Here is a 14,965-nt window from a genome sequence, read left to right as displayed (position 1 = left end):
ACCTAACCGCAAAGTGACCCAACGGCAACCGTGAACGGGCGGCTTCCGGCAAGCGCAGGGCGCGCGCTCAGCGGGTCTTCACCAGCCTCAGCAGCGTCATCATGCCCAGGGGCGGCAGGGTGCATTCCTCGGCAAGCGTCAGGCGTGCCTCGCCCAGAACCCTGGCCCGGTCGAAATCCGAATGCCAGCCCAGCAGATCCGCAAGCGGCGCTGCGACCCGTTCCGCCAGGGCCAGCGGCCCCGTTTTCCGGGCGAAGTGGTTGACGATGACCACGCTTCCTCCGGGGCGCACCACGCGAGCCATCTCGGACATGACGCGCTCGGGGTCGGGCACGACCGAAATCACGTGCATCGCCGCCACGTGGTCGAAACTCCCGTCCGGGAAGGCCAGCATCCGGGCATCCATCCGGTGCAGCGCGGCCACGTGGCGCAACCCTTCGGCATTCACCTTGGCGCGGGCCTTGTCCAGCATCTCGGCGCTGTAGTCGATGCCCGTGACGCTGACGCGCCGGTCGTAATGGCGCAGCGCAAGGCCGGTGCCCACGCCCACCTCCAGGACCGACCCGCCAAAGCCGCTCAGAAGCGCCGTGGCCCTGCGGCGGCCGACATTCGTCACCGCCCCAAAGGTGCGGTCGTAGACCGGCGCCCAGCGGGCATAGGATTTCTCGACTGCCTGAAGCTCCATTCATCCGTCCTTTCGTATGGAAGGCCGCCTGTGCCGTTTCCACGCCAGCACCAGCAGCAGCAGATAGCCGGCATCCAGAAGCACCAGCGTCAGCCAGGGATAGGTGAGCAGCGCCGCGCCCAGTCCCACAACCGCGAGAAGGATCAGGCGCGCCTGGTCGGGCCGTATGCGGACGGGCCGAAAGGCGGGCGTGGGCAGGCGGCCGACCATCAGCGCCGCAACCACGACCATCCAGAGCGCGCAGGCAGGCCCCGGAAGGACCGCCCCGGGCACGAGATTGGCGACGAAGATCGGCAAAAGCGCCAGCATCGCCCCGGCGGGCGACGGCACCCCCGTGAACGCCGCCTTGGGGGCGACCGGCGCGGGCGCATCGCGGCTGCTGACGTTGAAGCGGGCCAGCCGCAAAGCGCAGGCGGCGGCATAAAGCAGGGCCGCAATCCAGCCCAGGCCGCCCGCGCCTCCATAGGCCCAGAGGTGAAGCACGACCGCCGGCGCGACCCCGAAGTTGACGAAATCGCACAGCGAATCGAGTTCCGCGCCCATGGCGCTTTCGCTGCGGAGCTTGCGGGCCAGCCGCCCGTCGAGACCGTCGAGCACCCCCGCAACCAGGATAAGAGCCGCCGCCCGGTCGAAGTCCTCGGCCACGGAAAGGCGGATCGCCGTAAGACCTGCGCAGAGCGCCGCCAGGGTCAGCGCGTTCGGCAGAAGCTGCACCACGGACAATCGGGAACGAGGGTCCGGGCGCGCGATCATCTTCAGTCCACCAGGGCCGGACGCGCACGGCCCGCACGCCCAAGCTCGGCGATCACGGTTTCGCCCGCGACCATCGTTTGTCCCACGGCCACCAGCGGCTCCACCCCCGCGGGCAAGTAGACATCGAGCCGCGAGCCGAAGCGGATAAGGCCGAAACGCTCGCCTGTTCTCAGGCTTTGACCTTCCCGGGTCCAGCACAGGATACGCCGCGCCACCAGGCCCGCGATCTGCACAACCGCAAGCCGCCGCCCGTCGGCCAGCTCCAGGCACAGCCCGTTGCGTTCGTTATGCTCGCTGGCCTTGTCCAGCGAGGCATTGAAGAACCTGCCGGGGCGGTAGGCCACGGCCAGCACGCGGCCCGCGACGGGGGCACGGTTCACATGGCAATCGAACACCGACATGAAGACGCTGACCCGCGTCAGCGCCACCGGCTCCATCCCCAGTTCGGCGGGCGGCACGGCCGGCCCGATAAGCGAGACCACACCGTCCGCCGGGCTTACGACCAGTCCGTCGTCTTGCGGAACGGCGCGGCGCGGATCGCGGAAAAAGTAGTAGCACCAGACCGTCAGCCCCAGTCCGAGCCAGCCCAGGGGTTCCCAGACAAGGAAAAGAACAAGCGTGACAAGGCCGAAGACGCCAAGAAAGCGGTAACCTTCGGGATGCATCGGCTTGAGGAAGGTGCCCCACATCGTCATGCGTCTGTGTTCCTGTTTCCATTCCCGGTCCGGCGCCCATACCAGCGCAAGACAGCAGGGTCAAACAAAGACGACCTTTCATCTTCGTTTTGCGACGTTCCCGGTCAAGACGTTCCTGGTCAAGCGGAAGCAAAGGGTTGGGCCGGTCCTGCCATGCGTGCAGGGCTGCCGCGCGGCGGCGCCCGGGCGGCCATCGGCCGCGCGAACGGCTGGCCGGGCGCCGTTCCGCCTTTGGCGGGGGCCGGGCAATCGGCGGCGCTGTTGCTGCGCCCGGCCATGCGGCGCTTGGGGCGGGCTGGCGAACCGGGCGGACCAGCCTTGCCGGACCTTCACGAATGGCAACGCCAGCGCGACGGTCACGCAGCACCCGTTCGTGCGGCATGACTCCGTCCGCCGGAAAACGCTTTTCTAGGGATTTCCGCAATCACGATGCGCGCGCGCCCTTGGGAAAGGCGGCTTTCGGGGCGGATCGCCTGCGACATTCCAAAGGCGCAGGATCCCGACCGGCCAGGGTTTGCCGAAGCCGAACAGCCGCGTTCCGGTGCGCGTCTTCGGCAGCAAGCCCATGTCGCACCCCTGGGGATGGTCCGGCCCGGCGCGGCTTCGCGCCGGTCGGTGATCGGCGGAAAGCGTCGCGGCCATGCGGTGCGGAACCTCGGGGTCACCGATGCGTCCGTCCTGCGGGATCGGCAGCCGTCAACCCGGCCTTGCCTGTCGCGGCAAACGCCCTGAACCCGGCCGCCGCCCGGGCGGAGCGCCCCGCCCGCGGCCTTCGCCCAGGAACCGGCGCGGGGCTGCGTTGTTGTTTCGAAGCACCGCGAAGATGGGACTGCCCTCGATGACCACACCTCCCGACGCCGACACGATTGACAAGCTTGTTTCCTTGTCAATGCTTTACCAGGCACGGCGCCATGCCGAGAATTACGGCGGCCGGGGCCGGATGTGGCAAAATCCCTATGCGGAATCCCGGCCCCGTGCCGCCTCGGCGATCGCGCCGGTCTGGTTCACGGCTTATCCGCCGTCGGTGATCACCCGCCCCGGGCAGTCGGTTCTCGGGGCGCTTGGCGATCCCCGGCTGTGGTCGGCGCTGGCCTCGATGGGGATCCGGGCGATCCATACCGGCCCCACCAAGCAGGCCGGCGGCTACAAGGACGGGAAATACACGCCGACCATCGACGGGAACTTCGACCGGACCGGCTTCGGCACGGATCCCGTTTTCGGCACGACCGAGGAGTTCCAGGCGATCAGCCGCATGGCTGCCGCCCACAACGCCGTCGTGATCGACGACGTGATCCCCGCCCATACCGGCAAGGGCCCCGACTTCCGCTTGGCCGAGATGAACCATTCGCTTTATCCCGGCCTTTACCACATGGTGGAAGTGCCCGAAGAGGAATGGGCGGTGCTTCCCGAAATCCCCGAAGGCCGGGATGCCGTCAACCTGTCGCCGGCCGTTGTGGACCATCTCAGGGACCGGGGGCTGATCGTCGGGCAGTTGCAGCGCGTCATCTTCTTCGAGCCGGGCGTGAAGGAAACCGACTGGAGCGCGACCGGCCCGATCACCGGCGTGGACGGCAAGGTCCGCCGTTGGGTGTATCTTCACTATTTCAAGGAAGGCCAGCCCAGCCTGAACTGGCTCGATCCCTCGTTCGCGGCGCAGCAGATGATCATTGGCGACGCCCTTCATTCCATCGACCAGATGGGCGCGCGCGGCCTGCGGCTGGACGCGAACGGCTTTCTGGGCGTCGAACGCCGCGGCGACGGTCCCGCATGGTCCGAAAGCCATCCCCTTTCCGTCACCGGAAACGCCCTGCTTGGCGGCATGATCAGGAAAGCCGGCGGCTTCTCGTTCCAGGAACTGAATCTCACGGTGGACGACATCGCCGCCATGTCGAAGGGCGGGGCGGATCTGTCCTACGACTTCATCACCCGCCCCGCCTATCACCACGCCCTTCTGACCGGCGACACGGAATTCCTGCGCATGATGCTGCGGATGGTGCATGATTTCGGCATCGACCCGGCGTCCCTGATCCATGCCTTGCAGAACCACGACGAGCTGACCACCGAACTGGTCCATTTCTGGACCCTGCACGCGGACGACATCTTCACCTTCGCGGGCAAGACGTGGCAAGGTCGCACGCTGCGCATGCATCTGCGCGACGAGATCCGGGAACGGCTCACCGGCACCAACGCCCCCTACAACCTTCCTTTCGTGACCAACGGGATCGCCTGCACGACGGCAAGCGTCATAACCGCCGCGCTTGGCATTTCCGATCTGGACGAGATCACCGACGAGGACATCGGACTTATCCAGAAGATCCATCTGCTGCTTGTCATGTACAACGCCTTTCAGCCCGGGGTGTTTGCCTTGTCCGGCTGGGATCTGGTCGGCGCGCTGCCCTTGAAGCCGGTCGAGGTGCAGAGCCTCATGGAGGATGGCGACACCCGCTGGATCGAGCGCGGCGCCTACGACCTGACGGGACAGGCTGCGGATCAGGACTTTTCGTCGGACGGCATTCCGCGGGCCCGCGCGCTTTACGGCTCGATCTGCGAGCAGCTGGAAAATCCCGACTCCTTCGCGTCCAGGCTGAAGCATCTTCTGGCGGTCCGGGAATCCTACGGCATCGCCGCAAGCCATCAATCCCAGATCCCCGACGTTTCCGCGGCCGGTCTTCTGGTGATGGTTCATGTCCTGCCCAATGGCCGGGGCACCCAGGTGACGGCCCTGAACTTCAGCGCCCAGGCCATCGAGGAGGTGATCCACCTGACCGAGGTTCCGCCGGGTCCGGTCGTGGACATGATCGCGGAAACGATCGTCGGCGACCTGCACGAGGACGGGGCGCTCACGGTCAGGCTCGAACCCTACGAGGGGCTTTCGCTGCGGATCGTCAGCATCTCGCCTTCGCTGTGAAGGCGAATGATCGCCAGGGCAGAGGAATTCGGCGGCATCGCGAAAGACGCGCCGACGCCGACGCTGGCGTCGGCTGATCGGGTCTTCTTCGTCATTGGTCCCCGCCTGCGGCACCGGGCGCTGGCCCGTCCGCAGGTTCTGCGCGCCCATGGCCCACGAGCGGCGCCTTGATGGGAAAAGACCGCCGCACCACCCCTAGCGCAGCACGCGCCGCAGGCCGTCCTGCACCTTCAGCAGGGGCTCCAGATAAAGCCCCGCTAGATCCCTTGCATCGGCCTGAACCGCCGCCACGCCGGTGTTCAGCGCCGCAACGACGCGGCCATGCACGGAAAACAGCGGCACGGCGATGGAGCGGAGGCCAAGCTCGACCTCCTGGTCGATGACGGCGTATCCGTCGCGGCGGGCGGCGTCCACGCGGGCCATGATCTCGGCGGGGTCGGTCAGGCTGTGCGGCGTCCGGGGCGACAGGTTGGACGCCTCCACGACGGCGCGGGCCTCGGCGGGGGGCAGGGCCGCCAGCAGCACCCGGCCCATGGAGGTGCAATGCGCGGGCAGGCGCGATCCCGGCATCAGCCCGATGGACATGACCCGCCGCTGCGCCGCGCGGGCCAGATAAACGATGTCCGTCCCGTCCAGGATCGACACGGACGTGGACTGTCCGATCCGGTCCGACAGCTGGTCCAGCCAGGGCTGCACCATCTGCGCCAGCGGCATCGCGGCCAGCGCCCCCATGCCGAGTCGCAGCACGCGGGCGGTCAGCGTGAAGAACTTGCCGTCGTAATCCGCATACCCCCCCTCGTGCAGCGTCAGCAGGCAGCGCCGCGCGGTGGCGCGGTCCAGGCCCGTCGCCTCGGCCACCTCGGAAATCGACATGCGGGGATGTTCGGCCCGGAATGCCTCGATCACGCGCAAGCCCTTGGCCAGCGAGCCGATGATGTCCGTCCTGTTCGCCATGCGCACCATTGGGCGCGCAATGCGAACAAATGTCAAGATCCGCACGAAAAGTCTGGCCGCCGCCCGCATCCGGGCCTAGGCGGCGGCGAAACGCGAGGGAGGTTTCATGGACAAGCGCATCGCGACCCTGGCCGAGGCCGTGGCGGGCATTCCCGACGGCGCCGCGGTGATGATCGGCGGCTTTGGCGGCTCGGGCGCGCCGATCGAGCTGATCCACGCCCTGATCGACCGCTTTCTGGCAACCGGCAGCCCGAAGGATCTGACGGTCATCAACAACAACGCGGGCAACGGCCATGTCGGCATCGCCGCGATGATCGAACAGGGCATGGTCGCGAAGATGGTCTGTTCCTTCCCCCGGTCCGCCGATCCGCGCGTCTTTACGGAAAAGTACCTTGCCGGAGAGATCGCCCTGGAATTGGTTCCGCAGGGCACGCTGGCCGAACGCATCCGCGCGGGCGGGGCGGGGATCCCGGCCTTCTACACGCCGACCGGCTTCGGCACGGATCTGGCGAAGGGCAAGCCGGTGGCCGAGTTCGACGGGCGCAGCTACGTGCAGGAACGCTGGCTCAAGGCCGATGTCGCGCTGATCAAGGCCCAGACCGGCGACCATCTGGGCAACCTCACCTATCGCATGGCCGCCCGCAACTTCGCGCCGCTCATGGCCATGGCGGCGGCGCGGACCGTCGCGCAGGTCGGCCATGTGGTCGAACCCGGCGGCATCGACCCGGAAGCCGTCGTCACCCCCGGCATCTTCGTCGATGCCATCGTCGCAGTCCCGAACCCCGCGCAAGAGGAAGACCTGAACCGCGCGGGCGCATCCTACCCCGAGGTGACGGCATGACCGCCAAGCTTTCCAACGCCCAGATCGCCTGGCGCGCCGCCCAGGACATCGGTGACGGTGCCTATGTGAACCTGGGCATCGGCTTCCCCGAGATGGTCGCCCGTTTCCAGCCCCCGGGACGGCAGGCGATCTTCCACACCGAAAACGGCATCCTCGGCTTCGGCGAGGCGCCCGCGCCCGGCGAGGAAGACTGGGACCTGATCAATGCCGGCAAGAAGGCGGTGACGATCAAGCCCGGCACCGCCTTTTTCCACCACGCCGACAGTTTCGCGATGGTGCGGGGCGGGCATCTGGACGTGGCGATCCTGGGGGCCTATCAGGTCGCGCGGAACGGCGATCTGGCGAACTGGTCCACCGGGCCGAAGGGCGTGCCCGCCGTGGGCGGGGCGATGGATCTGGTCCACGGGGCGAAACGCGTGGCCGTGATCACCGATCACGTCACCAAGGACGGCAAGCCGAAGCTGGTGGAGGCCTGCACCCTGCCGCTGACGGGGGTGGCCTGCGTGACGCGCGTTTACACCTCGCTGGCGGTGGTGGACATCGTGGACGGCCGCTTCGTGCTGCGCGAGAAGCTAGCCGCCGTCAGCCTGGACGAACTGCAATCCCTGACCGGCGCGGCGCTCCATCTGGACGGCGACGTGGCCGACCTGACCTGCCCCGAGGTATGAGATGCCTGACGCTTTCATCTGTGACTATATCCGCACGCCCATCGGCCGCTTTGGCGGAGCCCTGTCCATGGTCCGCGCCGACGATCTGGGCGCCATTCCCCTGCGGGCGCTGATGGCGCGCAACGGCGGCGTGGACTGGGCGGCCGTCGATGACGTGATCTTCGGCTGCGCCAACCAGGCGGGCGAGGACAACCGCAACGTGGCGCGCATGTCGTCGCTGCTGGCGGGCCTGCCGGTCGAGGTCGCGGGCACCACCATCAACCGTCTCTGCGGGTCGGGCATGGACGCGGTGATCCAGGCTGCCCGCGCTATCAAGGCGGGCGAGGCCGAGCTGATGATCGCGGGCGGGGTCGAGTCGATGTCGCGCGCGCCCTTTGTGATGCCCAAGGCGGAAACCGCCTTTTCGCGCAGCAACGCCGTTTACGACACCACCATTGGCTGGCGCTTCGTCAATCCGCTGATGGAGGCGCAATACGGCGTCGACAGCATGCCCGAGACCGCCGAAAATGTCGCGGAAGATTTTTCCATCAGCCGCGCCGACCAGGACGCCTTTGCCCTGCGGTCCCAGCAAAAGGCCGCCGCGGCCCAGGCCAGCGGGCGGCTGGCGCAAGAGATCGCCCCAGTTGCCGTTCCGCAGCGGAAGGGCGATCCGAAGCTGGTGGACCGCGACGAACACCCGCGCGAGACCACGCTTGAAGCCTTGGCGGGTCTGAAGGCGCCCTTCCGCAGGGGCGGCACGGTCACGGCGGGCAATGCCTCGGGCGTGAACGACGGGGCTGCGGCGCTGATCCTGGCATCCGAAGCGGCGGCGAGGCGGCACGGGCTGACCCCTATCGCCCGCGTGCTGGGCGGGGCGGTGGCGGGCGTGGCGCCGCGCATCATGGGTTTCGGTCCGGCGCCCGCCTCGAAAAAGCTGATGGCGCGGCTTGGGCTGTCGCCCGCCGACTTCGACGTGATCGAACTGAACGAGGCCTTTGCCAGCCAGGGCCTTGCCACGCTGCGCGACCTGGGGATCGCCGACGACGACCCGCGCGTGAATCCCAACGGCGGGGCCATCGCGCTTGGCCATCCCCTGGGCATGTCGGGCGCGCGCATCACCGGCACGGCGGCGCTGGAACTGGTGCGCACCGGCGGCAAGCGGTCGCTGTCGGCCATGTGCATCGGTGTCGGACAGGGCATCGCTGTGGCGCTGGAAAGGGTGTGACAGGGGCCTTGCGCCCCGTTCCGCCAATGTCCCGAGAACTTCGGCCAGATCGGCAGGCCCCCGTTCTTGACGAGACGGGGACGGAAGCGTGGCGGATCAGCCCGCGCCTGGCGGCAGGTCGGCCGCCGCGCGTCCCGGCAAGCCGTCCAGGCCCGCAAAGAGCCGCCGCCCCGTCGCAGCCATAAGGCCGCTGCAAAACTGCCCTCGCCCTTGGCGGTCCGGCGGCGGGCCGGAGTTTCGGTGCGACGATCGCGTCTGGAAGTGCCGTCCGACGCGCTGTTCAGGGCGGAAAGGATGCATCCCCCATCGACCGAACGGCGGGGCGGCTTTCGCCAGAAAAGGCCGGTTCTGAACGGCCAACGGCGCGCCCGATCACCCTCCCCCTTTTTTTCCGGAAACCGCGGATGGTGCGGCAGCGGCGGCCCGGGACGGGCGGGCCGCCGCTGCGGCTGAACGGAACGCGGCGCCGGGTCCAGGCCGATGACTTGGCGATGCGGCCGCGGTCCCGAAAGACGGATTTCGGCCTCGTGAACCCTTCCGGGAATGCTCCCTTTCGCCAAGTGCGCGATTTGTTCCCGACCCGAACACCTCCCGCCCGAAGGATCCGTTGCCGATGTTCCGCTTTCTGCATTCCTCCGACCTGCACCTGGGCAAGGCCTTCGGCACCTATCCCGAGGGGATCCGCAACCGCCTGCGCGAGGCGCGCCACGGCGCCATCGTCCGCTTGGCGCAGGCGGCGCGGGACGGGGGCGCGGCCACCGTCCTGCTGGCGGGCGACACCTTCGACGCCGAAACCCCCGCCCCCGACACCCTGCGCCATGCCCTGCGCGCCATGGCCACCGAGGCCGACATCACCTGGATCATGCTGCCCGGCAACCACGACAGCCTGGCCGCCACGGAACTGTGGCGGCGCATCGCCCAGGACGGTCCGGCCAACCTGCGCGCGATCACCAGCCCCGACCCGGTGGAACTGGCTTCGGGCGTGATGATCCTGCCGGCCCCCTGCACGCAGCGCCGCCCGGGCCGCGACCTGACCGAGGCGATGGCCGCCCCTACCCCCGAGGGCTGCCTGCGCATCGGCCTGGGCCATGGCGCCATCGCCGACTTCTCGGGCGAGGACGGCGTGGCGGGCATCATCGCCCCCGACCGGGCGCAAAGGTGCGGCCTGGACTACCTGGCGCTTGGCGACTGGCACGGCCGGATGCAGGTGAACGACGCCACCTGGTATTCCGGCACGCCCGAGGCCGACGGCTTCAAGCACGCCGCGCCGTGCGGCGCGCTGCTGGTGACGCTGGACGGCGCGGCCCGGGTCCGCCCGGTGGAAACCGGCAGCCTGGGCTGGCGGGCCGTGACGCTGGACCTGCTGCCCGGCGACGATCCGGTGGCGCGGCTGGACGCCGTCCTTCCCTTGCCCACCGGGCGCCGCGACCTGCTGCTGCGCCTTGTCGCCCAGGGCCGCCTGACGCTGGCCTGCCGCGCGGCCCTTGAGGCCGCGCTTGATGCCTCGGGCCCGGATTTCGGCTGGTTCCACGCCGACCTGTCCGGCCTTGCGACCGAGGCGCGGCCGGACGACCTGGACGGGATCGACCGCGCGGGCGCCCTGCGTCAAGCGGCCGAAACGCTGCTGGCCGAGGCGCGGGATCCGGCGCGCCCGCTGGCCGAACGCGACATCGCGGTCTTGGCCCTGGCCCGGCTTTACGCCTTTGCGCAGGAGGTGCAGGCATGAGGATCCGCGCGGTCGAACTGACCAACATCCGCCGCTTCGCCGGCCAGACCGCCCGGATCGGGGGGATCGGCGACGGCATCACCGTGTTGAGCGAACCCAACGAATTCGGCAAATCCACCTTCTTTGACGCCCTTCACGCGCTGTTCTTCGAACGCCACCGCGCCACCCGCGCGGCGGTCAAGGCGCTGCAACCCCATGCCGGCGGCGCCCCCGAGGCTGCGGTCGAGATCGACCTGCCGCAGGGCCGGTTCCGCATCGAGAAACGCTGGCTGTCCCGCCCGGCGGCGCGCGTCCGCCAGGACGGCCGCATCCTTGCCCAGGACGACGAGGCCGAGGCCTGGATCGACCGGCTGGCGGGCCAGGGGCTTTCCGGGCCGTCGGGCCTCTTGTGGGTGCGCCAGGGCCTTCTGGGGCTGGAACCGGAGGGCGGTTCGGCCGGCGAGCGCGCCGAGCGCGACCGGGCGCTGTCGGCGCGGCGCGGCCTGCTGTCCTCGGTCGCGGGCGAGATCGGGATGATAACGGGCGGGCGCCGTCTGGACGCGGTGGCGGCTCGGGTGGAGGAGGCGCTGGCCCGCCTCGCCACCGCGACGGGGCGGCCACGGGCGGGCGGCGAATGGGCGCGCGCCGAGGCCGAGGCGGAGGCCCTGCGCCTTCAGGCCGCGGACCTGGCCGCCAAGGCCGCGCGCCTGTCGGGGGAACTGGCGCGCCGGACCGAGGCGCAGCGGCAGATGCGCGACCTGGACGATCCCCAGGCGGATCAGCGCCGCAAGGAAGCCCTGGCCGCCGCGCAAAAGGCCCAGGCCGAGGCCGAGGCCCATCTGGGCGCGCTGGAGGACGCGCGCCGCGCCCTGGCGCTGGCCGCGGCGACCGCGGACAACGGCCGGGCGGCGATCGACCGCCTGGAGGCCCTGTCCGGGCGCGTGGCGCGCGCGCAACGCGATCTTGCCGCCGCGCGCGGCGAGGCGGCGCGTCACGAGAACCGCGCCGATGCGCTGGCGGCCACGGACCGCGACGCCGCCCTGGCCCTTGCGCAGGCCCGGGACCGCGTGCGGGGCCTGGGCGACCGGCTGGGCGCCGCGCAGCGGGCGCGACTGGCGCAAGCCGCGCGGGACCGGGCCGAACAGTTGGGCCGCAGCCTGGCCGAGGCCGAGCGGCTGCGCGCCGCGCTCGAGGCCGACCGCGCTCGGCGCGGGCTGCTGGCGGTGACGCCGCAGGCCTTGGCGGCCGCGGAACAGGCCCGCGACGACCATGACCGGCTTGCCGCCCGGCTGGACGCGCAGTCCGTCACCCTCAGTCTTTCCTATTCCGGCGCGGCCCGGCTGCGCGAAGGCGGGTCCGAGCTGCCCGAAGGTCCGCATCGCCTGACAACGGCGCGGGTCTTCGATCTGCCGGGCATCGGCACCCTGCGGATCGACCCCGGGCTCCAGACCGGCGGCGACGAGACACGCCTGGCCCGGGCCGCCGCATCCGCCGAAGCGGGCGACCCCTCCGCCATCGACGCCCGCCTGCACGCCCTGCGCGAGGAGCAGGCCGGCCGGCTGGCCCGCCTGGCCGAGGCCGGCGCCCGTTGCGCCGGGCTGGAACAGGCGGCCCCCGACGGGGACATGACCCGCGCCGCCCTGTCGCGCGCGCAGTCGGTGATGACGCAGGCCCAGGCCCTGCGCGACCGCCTGCGCGAGGATCTGGCGATGCTGAACGGCTCGATCACCACACTGGCCGAGCAAGGGATCGAGGAGCAGCTGGACGAAACCCGCGGCCGCCTGGCCGAGGCCGAGGCGCGCGCCGCGCGCTACGCGGCCGAGGCGGCGGCGCTGACCCGGCTGCGCCTGGCCCTGGACGAAGCCCGGCGCAAGGCCCGCGAAACCTATCTGGGGCCGGTGGTGCGCGAGCTTCAGCCGCTTTTGTCGGTTCTCCATCCCGGCGCCACGCTGGAGATCGACGACGCCACCCTGCTGCCCGCCGCCCTGACCCGCGGCGGCCAGGCCGAGGCGCTGGAGATCCTGTCGGGCGGCACGCGCGAGCAGGTGGCGATCCTGACGCGGCTGGCCTTTGCGCGCCTGTTCGCGCATGCCGGGACAAGCGTGCCGGTGATCCTGGACGACGCCCTGGTCCACAGCGACGACGACCGGATCGAGGCGATGTTCACCGCCCTGCACCGCGTGGCGCAGGACCAGCAGATCCTGGTCCTGACCTGCCGCCAGCGCGCCTTTGCGGCCCTTGGCGGGGAAAAGGCGCAGGTCGTGGTCGCGCCCGTATAGGCGGCGGCCCCGGACCGGACGCGTTGCGCCTTTCAGGCCGCGCCCATCGGCAGCCGCGCTGGCGCCGTGATGACGCGATGCATGCTTTTGTCCGCGCGGCGCTTTTCGACGAAAGCTCTTTCCGGCAGCCTGTCGGGGCGCCGCGCCGCTTTCCGGCGCGTGATGCCCGGGTGGCCGGCCCCCCTGGCGGCGCTGCCGCAAGCCGTCAGGCTCGCCCGCCTTCCGCGCAGATGTCGCGCCACAGTTGCCGCACCAGATCCTTCATCAGCAGGGCCTCGGCCCAGCGGTCGCTTTGATCGTTGCCGTCCGGGCCGGTGATGGCATAGGGCTTCGGCCCCAATTCGCAGGTGAAGACCAGATCCGCATCGGGGGCCGCACGGGACCGCCAGTCGCGGAAACCGTGGTCCCACCAGCCCAGGAATAGGTCCAGCCAGGGTCGATGGTGGGGAAACGAGATTTCCACCTGCACCTGCTCGCGCGAGGCGACACGGCCGTGGAAGGCCCAGGCGTTGTTCAGGATGCGATGGATCATGGCGTGGTTTTCGGCATCGACCGGCCAGCCGAACTCGCGCCCGACCAGATAATGCGACAGGTCCGCCAGCAGCGGCAGGTCGGGTCGGCGGTCCAGCAGGTCCAGCGTGAAGTGGAGGTCGGTGGTCATGCGGTCGCGATGCGTCTCGACCAGGACGGGGATGCCAGCCTTGTCCGCATGCTCCATCCAGCCATCCAGCAGCGGCAGGCAGTCCGCGACCCGGCGCGGGCGGATGTCGGGCTGGAGGTTCAGATGCGCGACCGGGTGGTCGGCGGCAAGCGCCAGCGGCAGGGCCAGATCCCCGACGCTGCGGGGAAAACAGACGCCCTCGACGCGCAGGCCCGTTCCGGCGATGGCCCGGGTCAACCGTTCGACATCGGCGCGGCTGGTGTAATGCGCGCTGATGCCGTCGAAACCGGCCCCGGCGATCAGGGCGATGTTTTCGTCCAGGCTGCGTTCCCGCCCGTCGGTGTGGCGCCGCTCCATGGCCCACAGGGACTGGAACACCAGCAGCCTCTGCATCACGCCGCCCGGAGCGTCTTCAGCAAAGACTTGAGGTTCACGCCCGGATCGGCAAGCGCGTCGGGGTCCGGGCAGGCCTTGGCCGTGATCAGCATCTCGGCCAGCTTGATGTCGCGGGCGACGGCGTTGCCCGTGCCAAGGCCAGCGGCGGCGACAAGGCGTCCCTCGTCCAGATGGAAGCCGACCTCGCCGCCGTTTGGCAGCGGCCGGGTGACAAGGGGCAGATGCGCGGCGGGATGGCCCGCCACTTGCAGCCCCAGGTCATACTGATCGCTCCAGAACCAGGAAGTCGCGGCAAAGGGCGCCGGAGGGTTGATCATGTTGCGCGCCGCCGCGTCCGCCTGCGCGCGCGCGCTGCGCCAGCTTTCCTGCCGCAGGTGCCTGCCGGGCGCGATCCCGACGGCGGCGCAGTCGCCCGCCGCCAGGATGTCCGGGTCGCCGGTGCGCAGGCAGGCGTCGGTCAGGATGCCGTTGCCGGTGGCCAGGCCCGCCGCTTCCGCCAGCCCCGTCCGGGGCACGACGCCGATGGCGGCCACCACCAGATCGGCGGGGATCGGGCGGCCGTCGGCCAGTTCGACGGCTTTGGGCGTGATCGCGGACACGCCCGCGTCCAGGTGAACGCGGACGCCCTCGGCCCGGTGCCGCGCCAGCAACCTGTCGGCCAGGCGGGGGGGCACGGCGCGGGCCATGACGGTTGGCCCGGCCTCGATCACGTCGACCGACGCGCCCCGCCCGCGCAGGACGGCGGCCAGTTCCATGCCGATCAGCCCCGCGCCGACGATGGCGACGCGGGCGCCCGAGGCGGCGGCGGCAAAGACCCGCACCGCGTCCAGGTGGGTGCGGAAATCATGCGCAAGCCCGGCCCCCGGGCAGGCCAGCCGTCGCGGTTCCGCCCCGGTTGCCAGCAGCAGCCGGGCATAGGGCAGCGCCCGGCCGTCCGACAGCGCGACGGTTCTGGCCGCCCGGTCGATGGCCGTCGCCGACAGGCCGGGGCGATAGTCGATCCCGGCCCCGTCCAGTTGCGCCCCGTCGCAGATCGCCTTGCGCCGCGCCCCCGAGCCTTCGGGCTTGGACAGGGGCGGGCGTTCGTAGGGCAGCCCGTTCTCGGCCCCGACCAGCGTGACCGGACCGGTCCAGCCCTGTTCCCGCAGGGCGAAGGCGGCCCGTGTTCCGCATTCGCCCGCGCCGATGATGACCATGCCGCCCATGCCCCGTTTCC

At 70.4% G+C, this 14,965-nt stretch carries 13 protein-coding genes; 7 read left to right on the top strand and 6 right to left on the bottom strand.

The window, feature by feature from the left end; all coding sequences use genetic code 11:
- Nucleotides 1–67: 67 nt before the first annotated feature.
- The 3 genes from ACFOM8_RS08330 to ACFOM8_RS08320 are packed head-to-tail and all read right to left on the bottom strand — an operon-like array spanning nt 68 to nt 2,178.
- A complete protein-coding gene (locus ACFOM8_RS08330; RefSeq protein WP_377761007.1) occupies nt 68–685 on the bottom strand; it encodes a class I SAM-dependent methyltransferase in 618 nt (205 codons plus the stop codon).
- Nucleotides 686–1,438, bottom strand: a complete 753-nt coding sequence (locus ACFOM8_RS08325) for a CDP-alcohol phosphatidyltransferase family protein (RefSeq protein ID WP_377761006.1) — start codon at nt 1,436–1,438, stop codon at nt 686–688.
- Between the two features lie 2 nt (nt 1,439–1,440).
- Nucleotides 1,441–2,178 carry a phosphatidylserine decarboxylase gene (locus ACFOM8_RS08320; RefSeq protein WP_377761012.1) on the bottom strand — a complete coding sequence of 246 codons (738 nt, stop codon included), beginning with the start codon at nt 2,176–2,178 and terminating at the stop codon, nt 1,441–1,443.
- A 793-nt stretch (nt 2,179–2,971) separates the two neighbouring features.
- Between ACFOM8_RS08320 and treS the strand changes: the two genes are divergently transcribed.
- Together treS and ACFOM8_RS08310 are read left to right on the top strand one after the other, a co-directional pair.
- On the top strand, nt 2,972–5,041 hold the full coding sequence (gene treS / locus ACFOM8_RS08315) for a maltose alpha-D-glucosyltransferase (protein WP_377761005.1): 2,070 nt from the start codon (nt 2,972–2,974) through the stop codon (nt 5,039–5,041).
- 6 nt (nt 5,042–5,047) lie between these two features.
- Nucleotides 5,048–5,212 (top strand): hypothetical protein, encoded by a 165-nt coding sequence (locus tag ACFOM8_RS08310; RefSeq protein WP_377761004.1) that lies wholly within the window; start codon nt 5,048–5,050, stop codon nt 5,210–5,212.
- A 24-nt stretch (nt 5,213–5,236) separates the two neighbouring features.
- Here ACFOM8_RS08310 and ACFOM8_RS08305 read toward each other — a convergent pair whose 3' ends face one another.
- Nucleotides 5,237–5,995 carry an IclR family transcriptional regulator domain-containing protein gene (locus ACFOM8_RS08305; RefSeq protein WP_377761003.1) on the bottom strand — a complete coding sequence of 253 codons (759 nt, stop codon included), beginning with the start codon at nt 5,993–5,995 and terminating at the stop codon, nt 5,237–5,239.
- A 106-nt stretch (nt 5,996–6,101) separates the two neighbouring features.
- Between ACFOM8_RS08305 and ACFOM8_RS08300 the strand changes: the two genes are divergently transcribed.
- From ACFOM8_RS08300 to ACFOM8_RS08280, 5 genes are all read left to right on the top strand, one after another.
- Complete coding sequence (locus ACFOM8_RS08300) at nt 6,102–6,836, top strand: 3-oxoacid CoA-transferase subunit A (protein WP_377761002.1); 735 nt, start codon at nt 6,102–6,104, stop codon at nt 6,834–6,836.
- Nucleotides 6,833–7,504, top strand: a complete 672-nt coding sequence (locus ACFOM8_RS08295; protein ID WP_377761001.1) for a 3-oxoacid CoA-transferase subunit B — start codon at nt 6,833–6,835, stop codon at nt 7,502–7,504. The genes ACFOM8_RS08300 and ACFOM8_RS08295 overlap by 4 nt, the downstream gene beginning before the upstream one ends.
- Nucleotide 7,505: 1 nt before the next feature.
- Nucleotides 7,506–8,708 (top strand): 3-oxoadipyl-CoA thiolase, encoded by a 1,203-nt coding sequence (pcaF, locus tag ACFOM8_RS08290; protein ID WP_377761000.1) that lies wholly within the window; start codon nt 7,506–7,508, stop codon nt 8,706–8,708.
- Between the two features lie 613 nt (nt 8,709–9,321).
- Entirely contained in the window at nt 9,322–10,434 is a 1,113-nt protein-coding gene (locus tag ACFOM8_RS08285) for a metallophosphoesterase family protein (RefSeq protein ID WP_377760999.1), read from the top strand.
- Nucleotides 10,431–12,692: an ATP-binding protein gene (locus ACFOM8_RS08280; RefSeq protein ID WP_377760998.1), complete on the top strand. Its 2,262-nt coding sequence runs from the start codon at nt 10,431–10,433 to the stop codon at nt 12,690–12,692. Before ACFOM8_RS08285 ends, ACFOM8_RS08280 begins: the two co-directional genes overlap by 4 nt.
- A 205-nt stretch (nt 12,693–12,897) precedes the next feature.
- On the opposite strand, the gene ACFOM8_RS08275 is transcribed toward ACFOM8_RS08280, so the two are convergent.
- Together ACFOM8_RS08275 and ACFOM8_RS08270 are read right to left on the bottom strand one after the other, a co-directional pair.
- On the bottom strand, nt 12,898–13,746 hold the full coding sequence (locus ACFOM8_RS08275; protein WP_377761011.1) for a sugar phosphate isomerase/epimerase family protein: 849 nt from the start codon (nt 13,744–13,746) through the stop codon (nt 12,898–12,900).
- Nucleotides 13,746–14,954, bottom strand: coding sequence for an NAD(P)/FAD-dependent oxidoreductase (locus ACFOM8_RS08270; RefSeq protein WP_377760997.1), 1,209 nt, complete (start codon nt 14,952–14,954; stop codon nt 13,746–13,748). Before ACFOM8_RS08270 ends, ACFOM8_RS08275 begins: the two co-directional genes overlap by 1 nt.
- Between the last annotated feature and the right edge of the window lie 11 nt (nt 14,955–14,965).

This window comes from Paracoccus angustae (assembly GCF_042648745.1).
Lineage (GTDB): Bacteria > Pseudomonadota > Alphaproteobacteria > Rhodobacterales > Rhodobacteraceae > Paracoccus > Paracoccus angustae.
The sequence above is the reverse complement of the archived record's forward strand: the minus strand, read 5'-3'. Positions and strand labels throughout refer to the sequence as shown.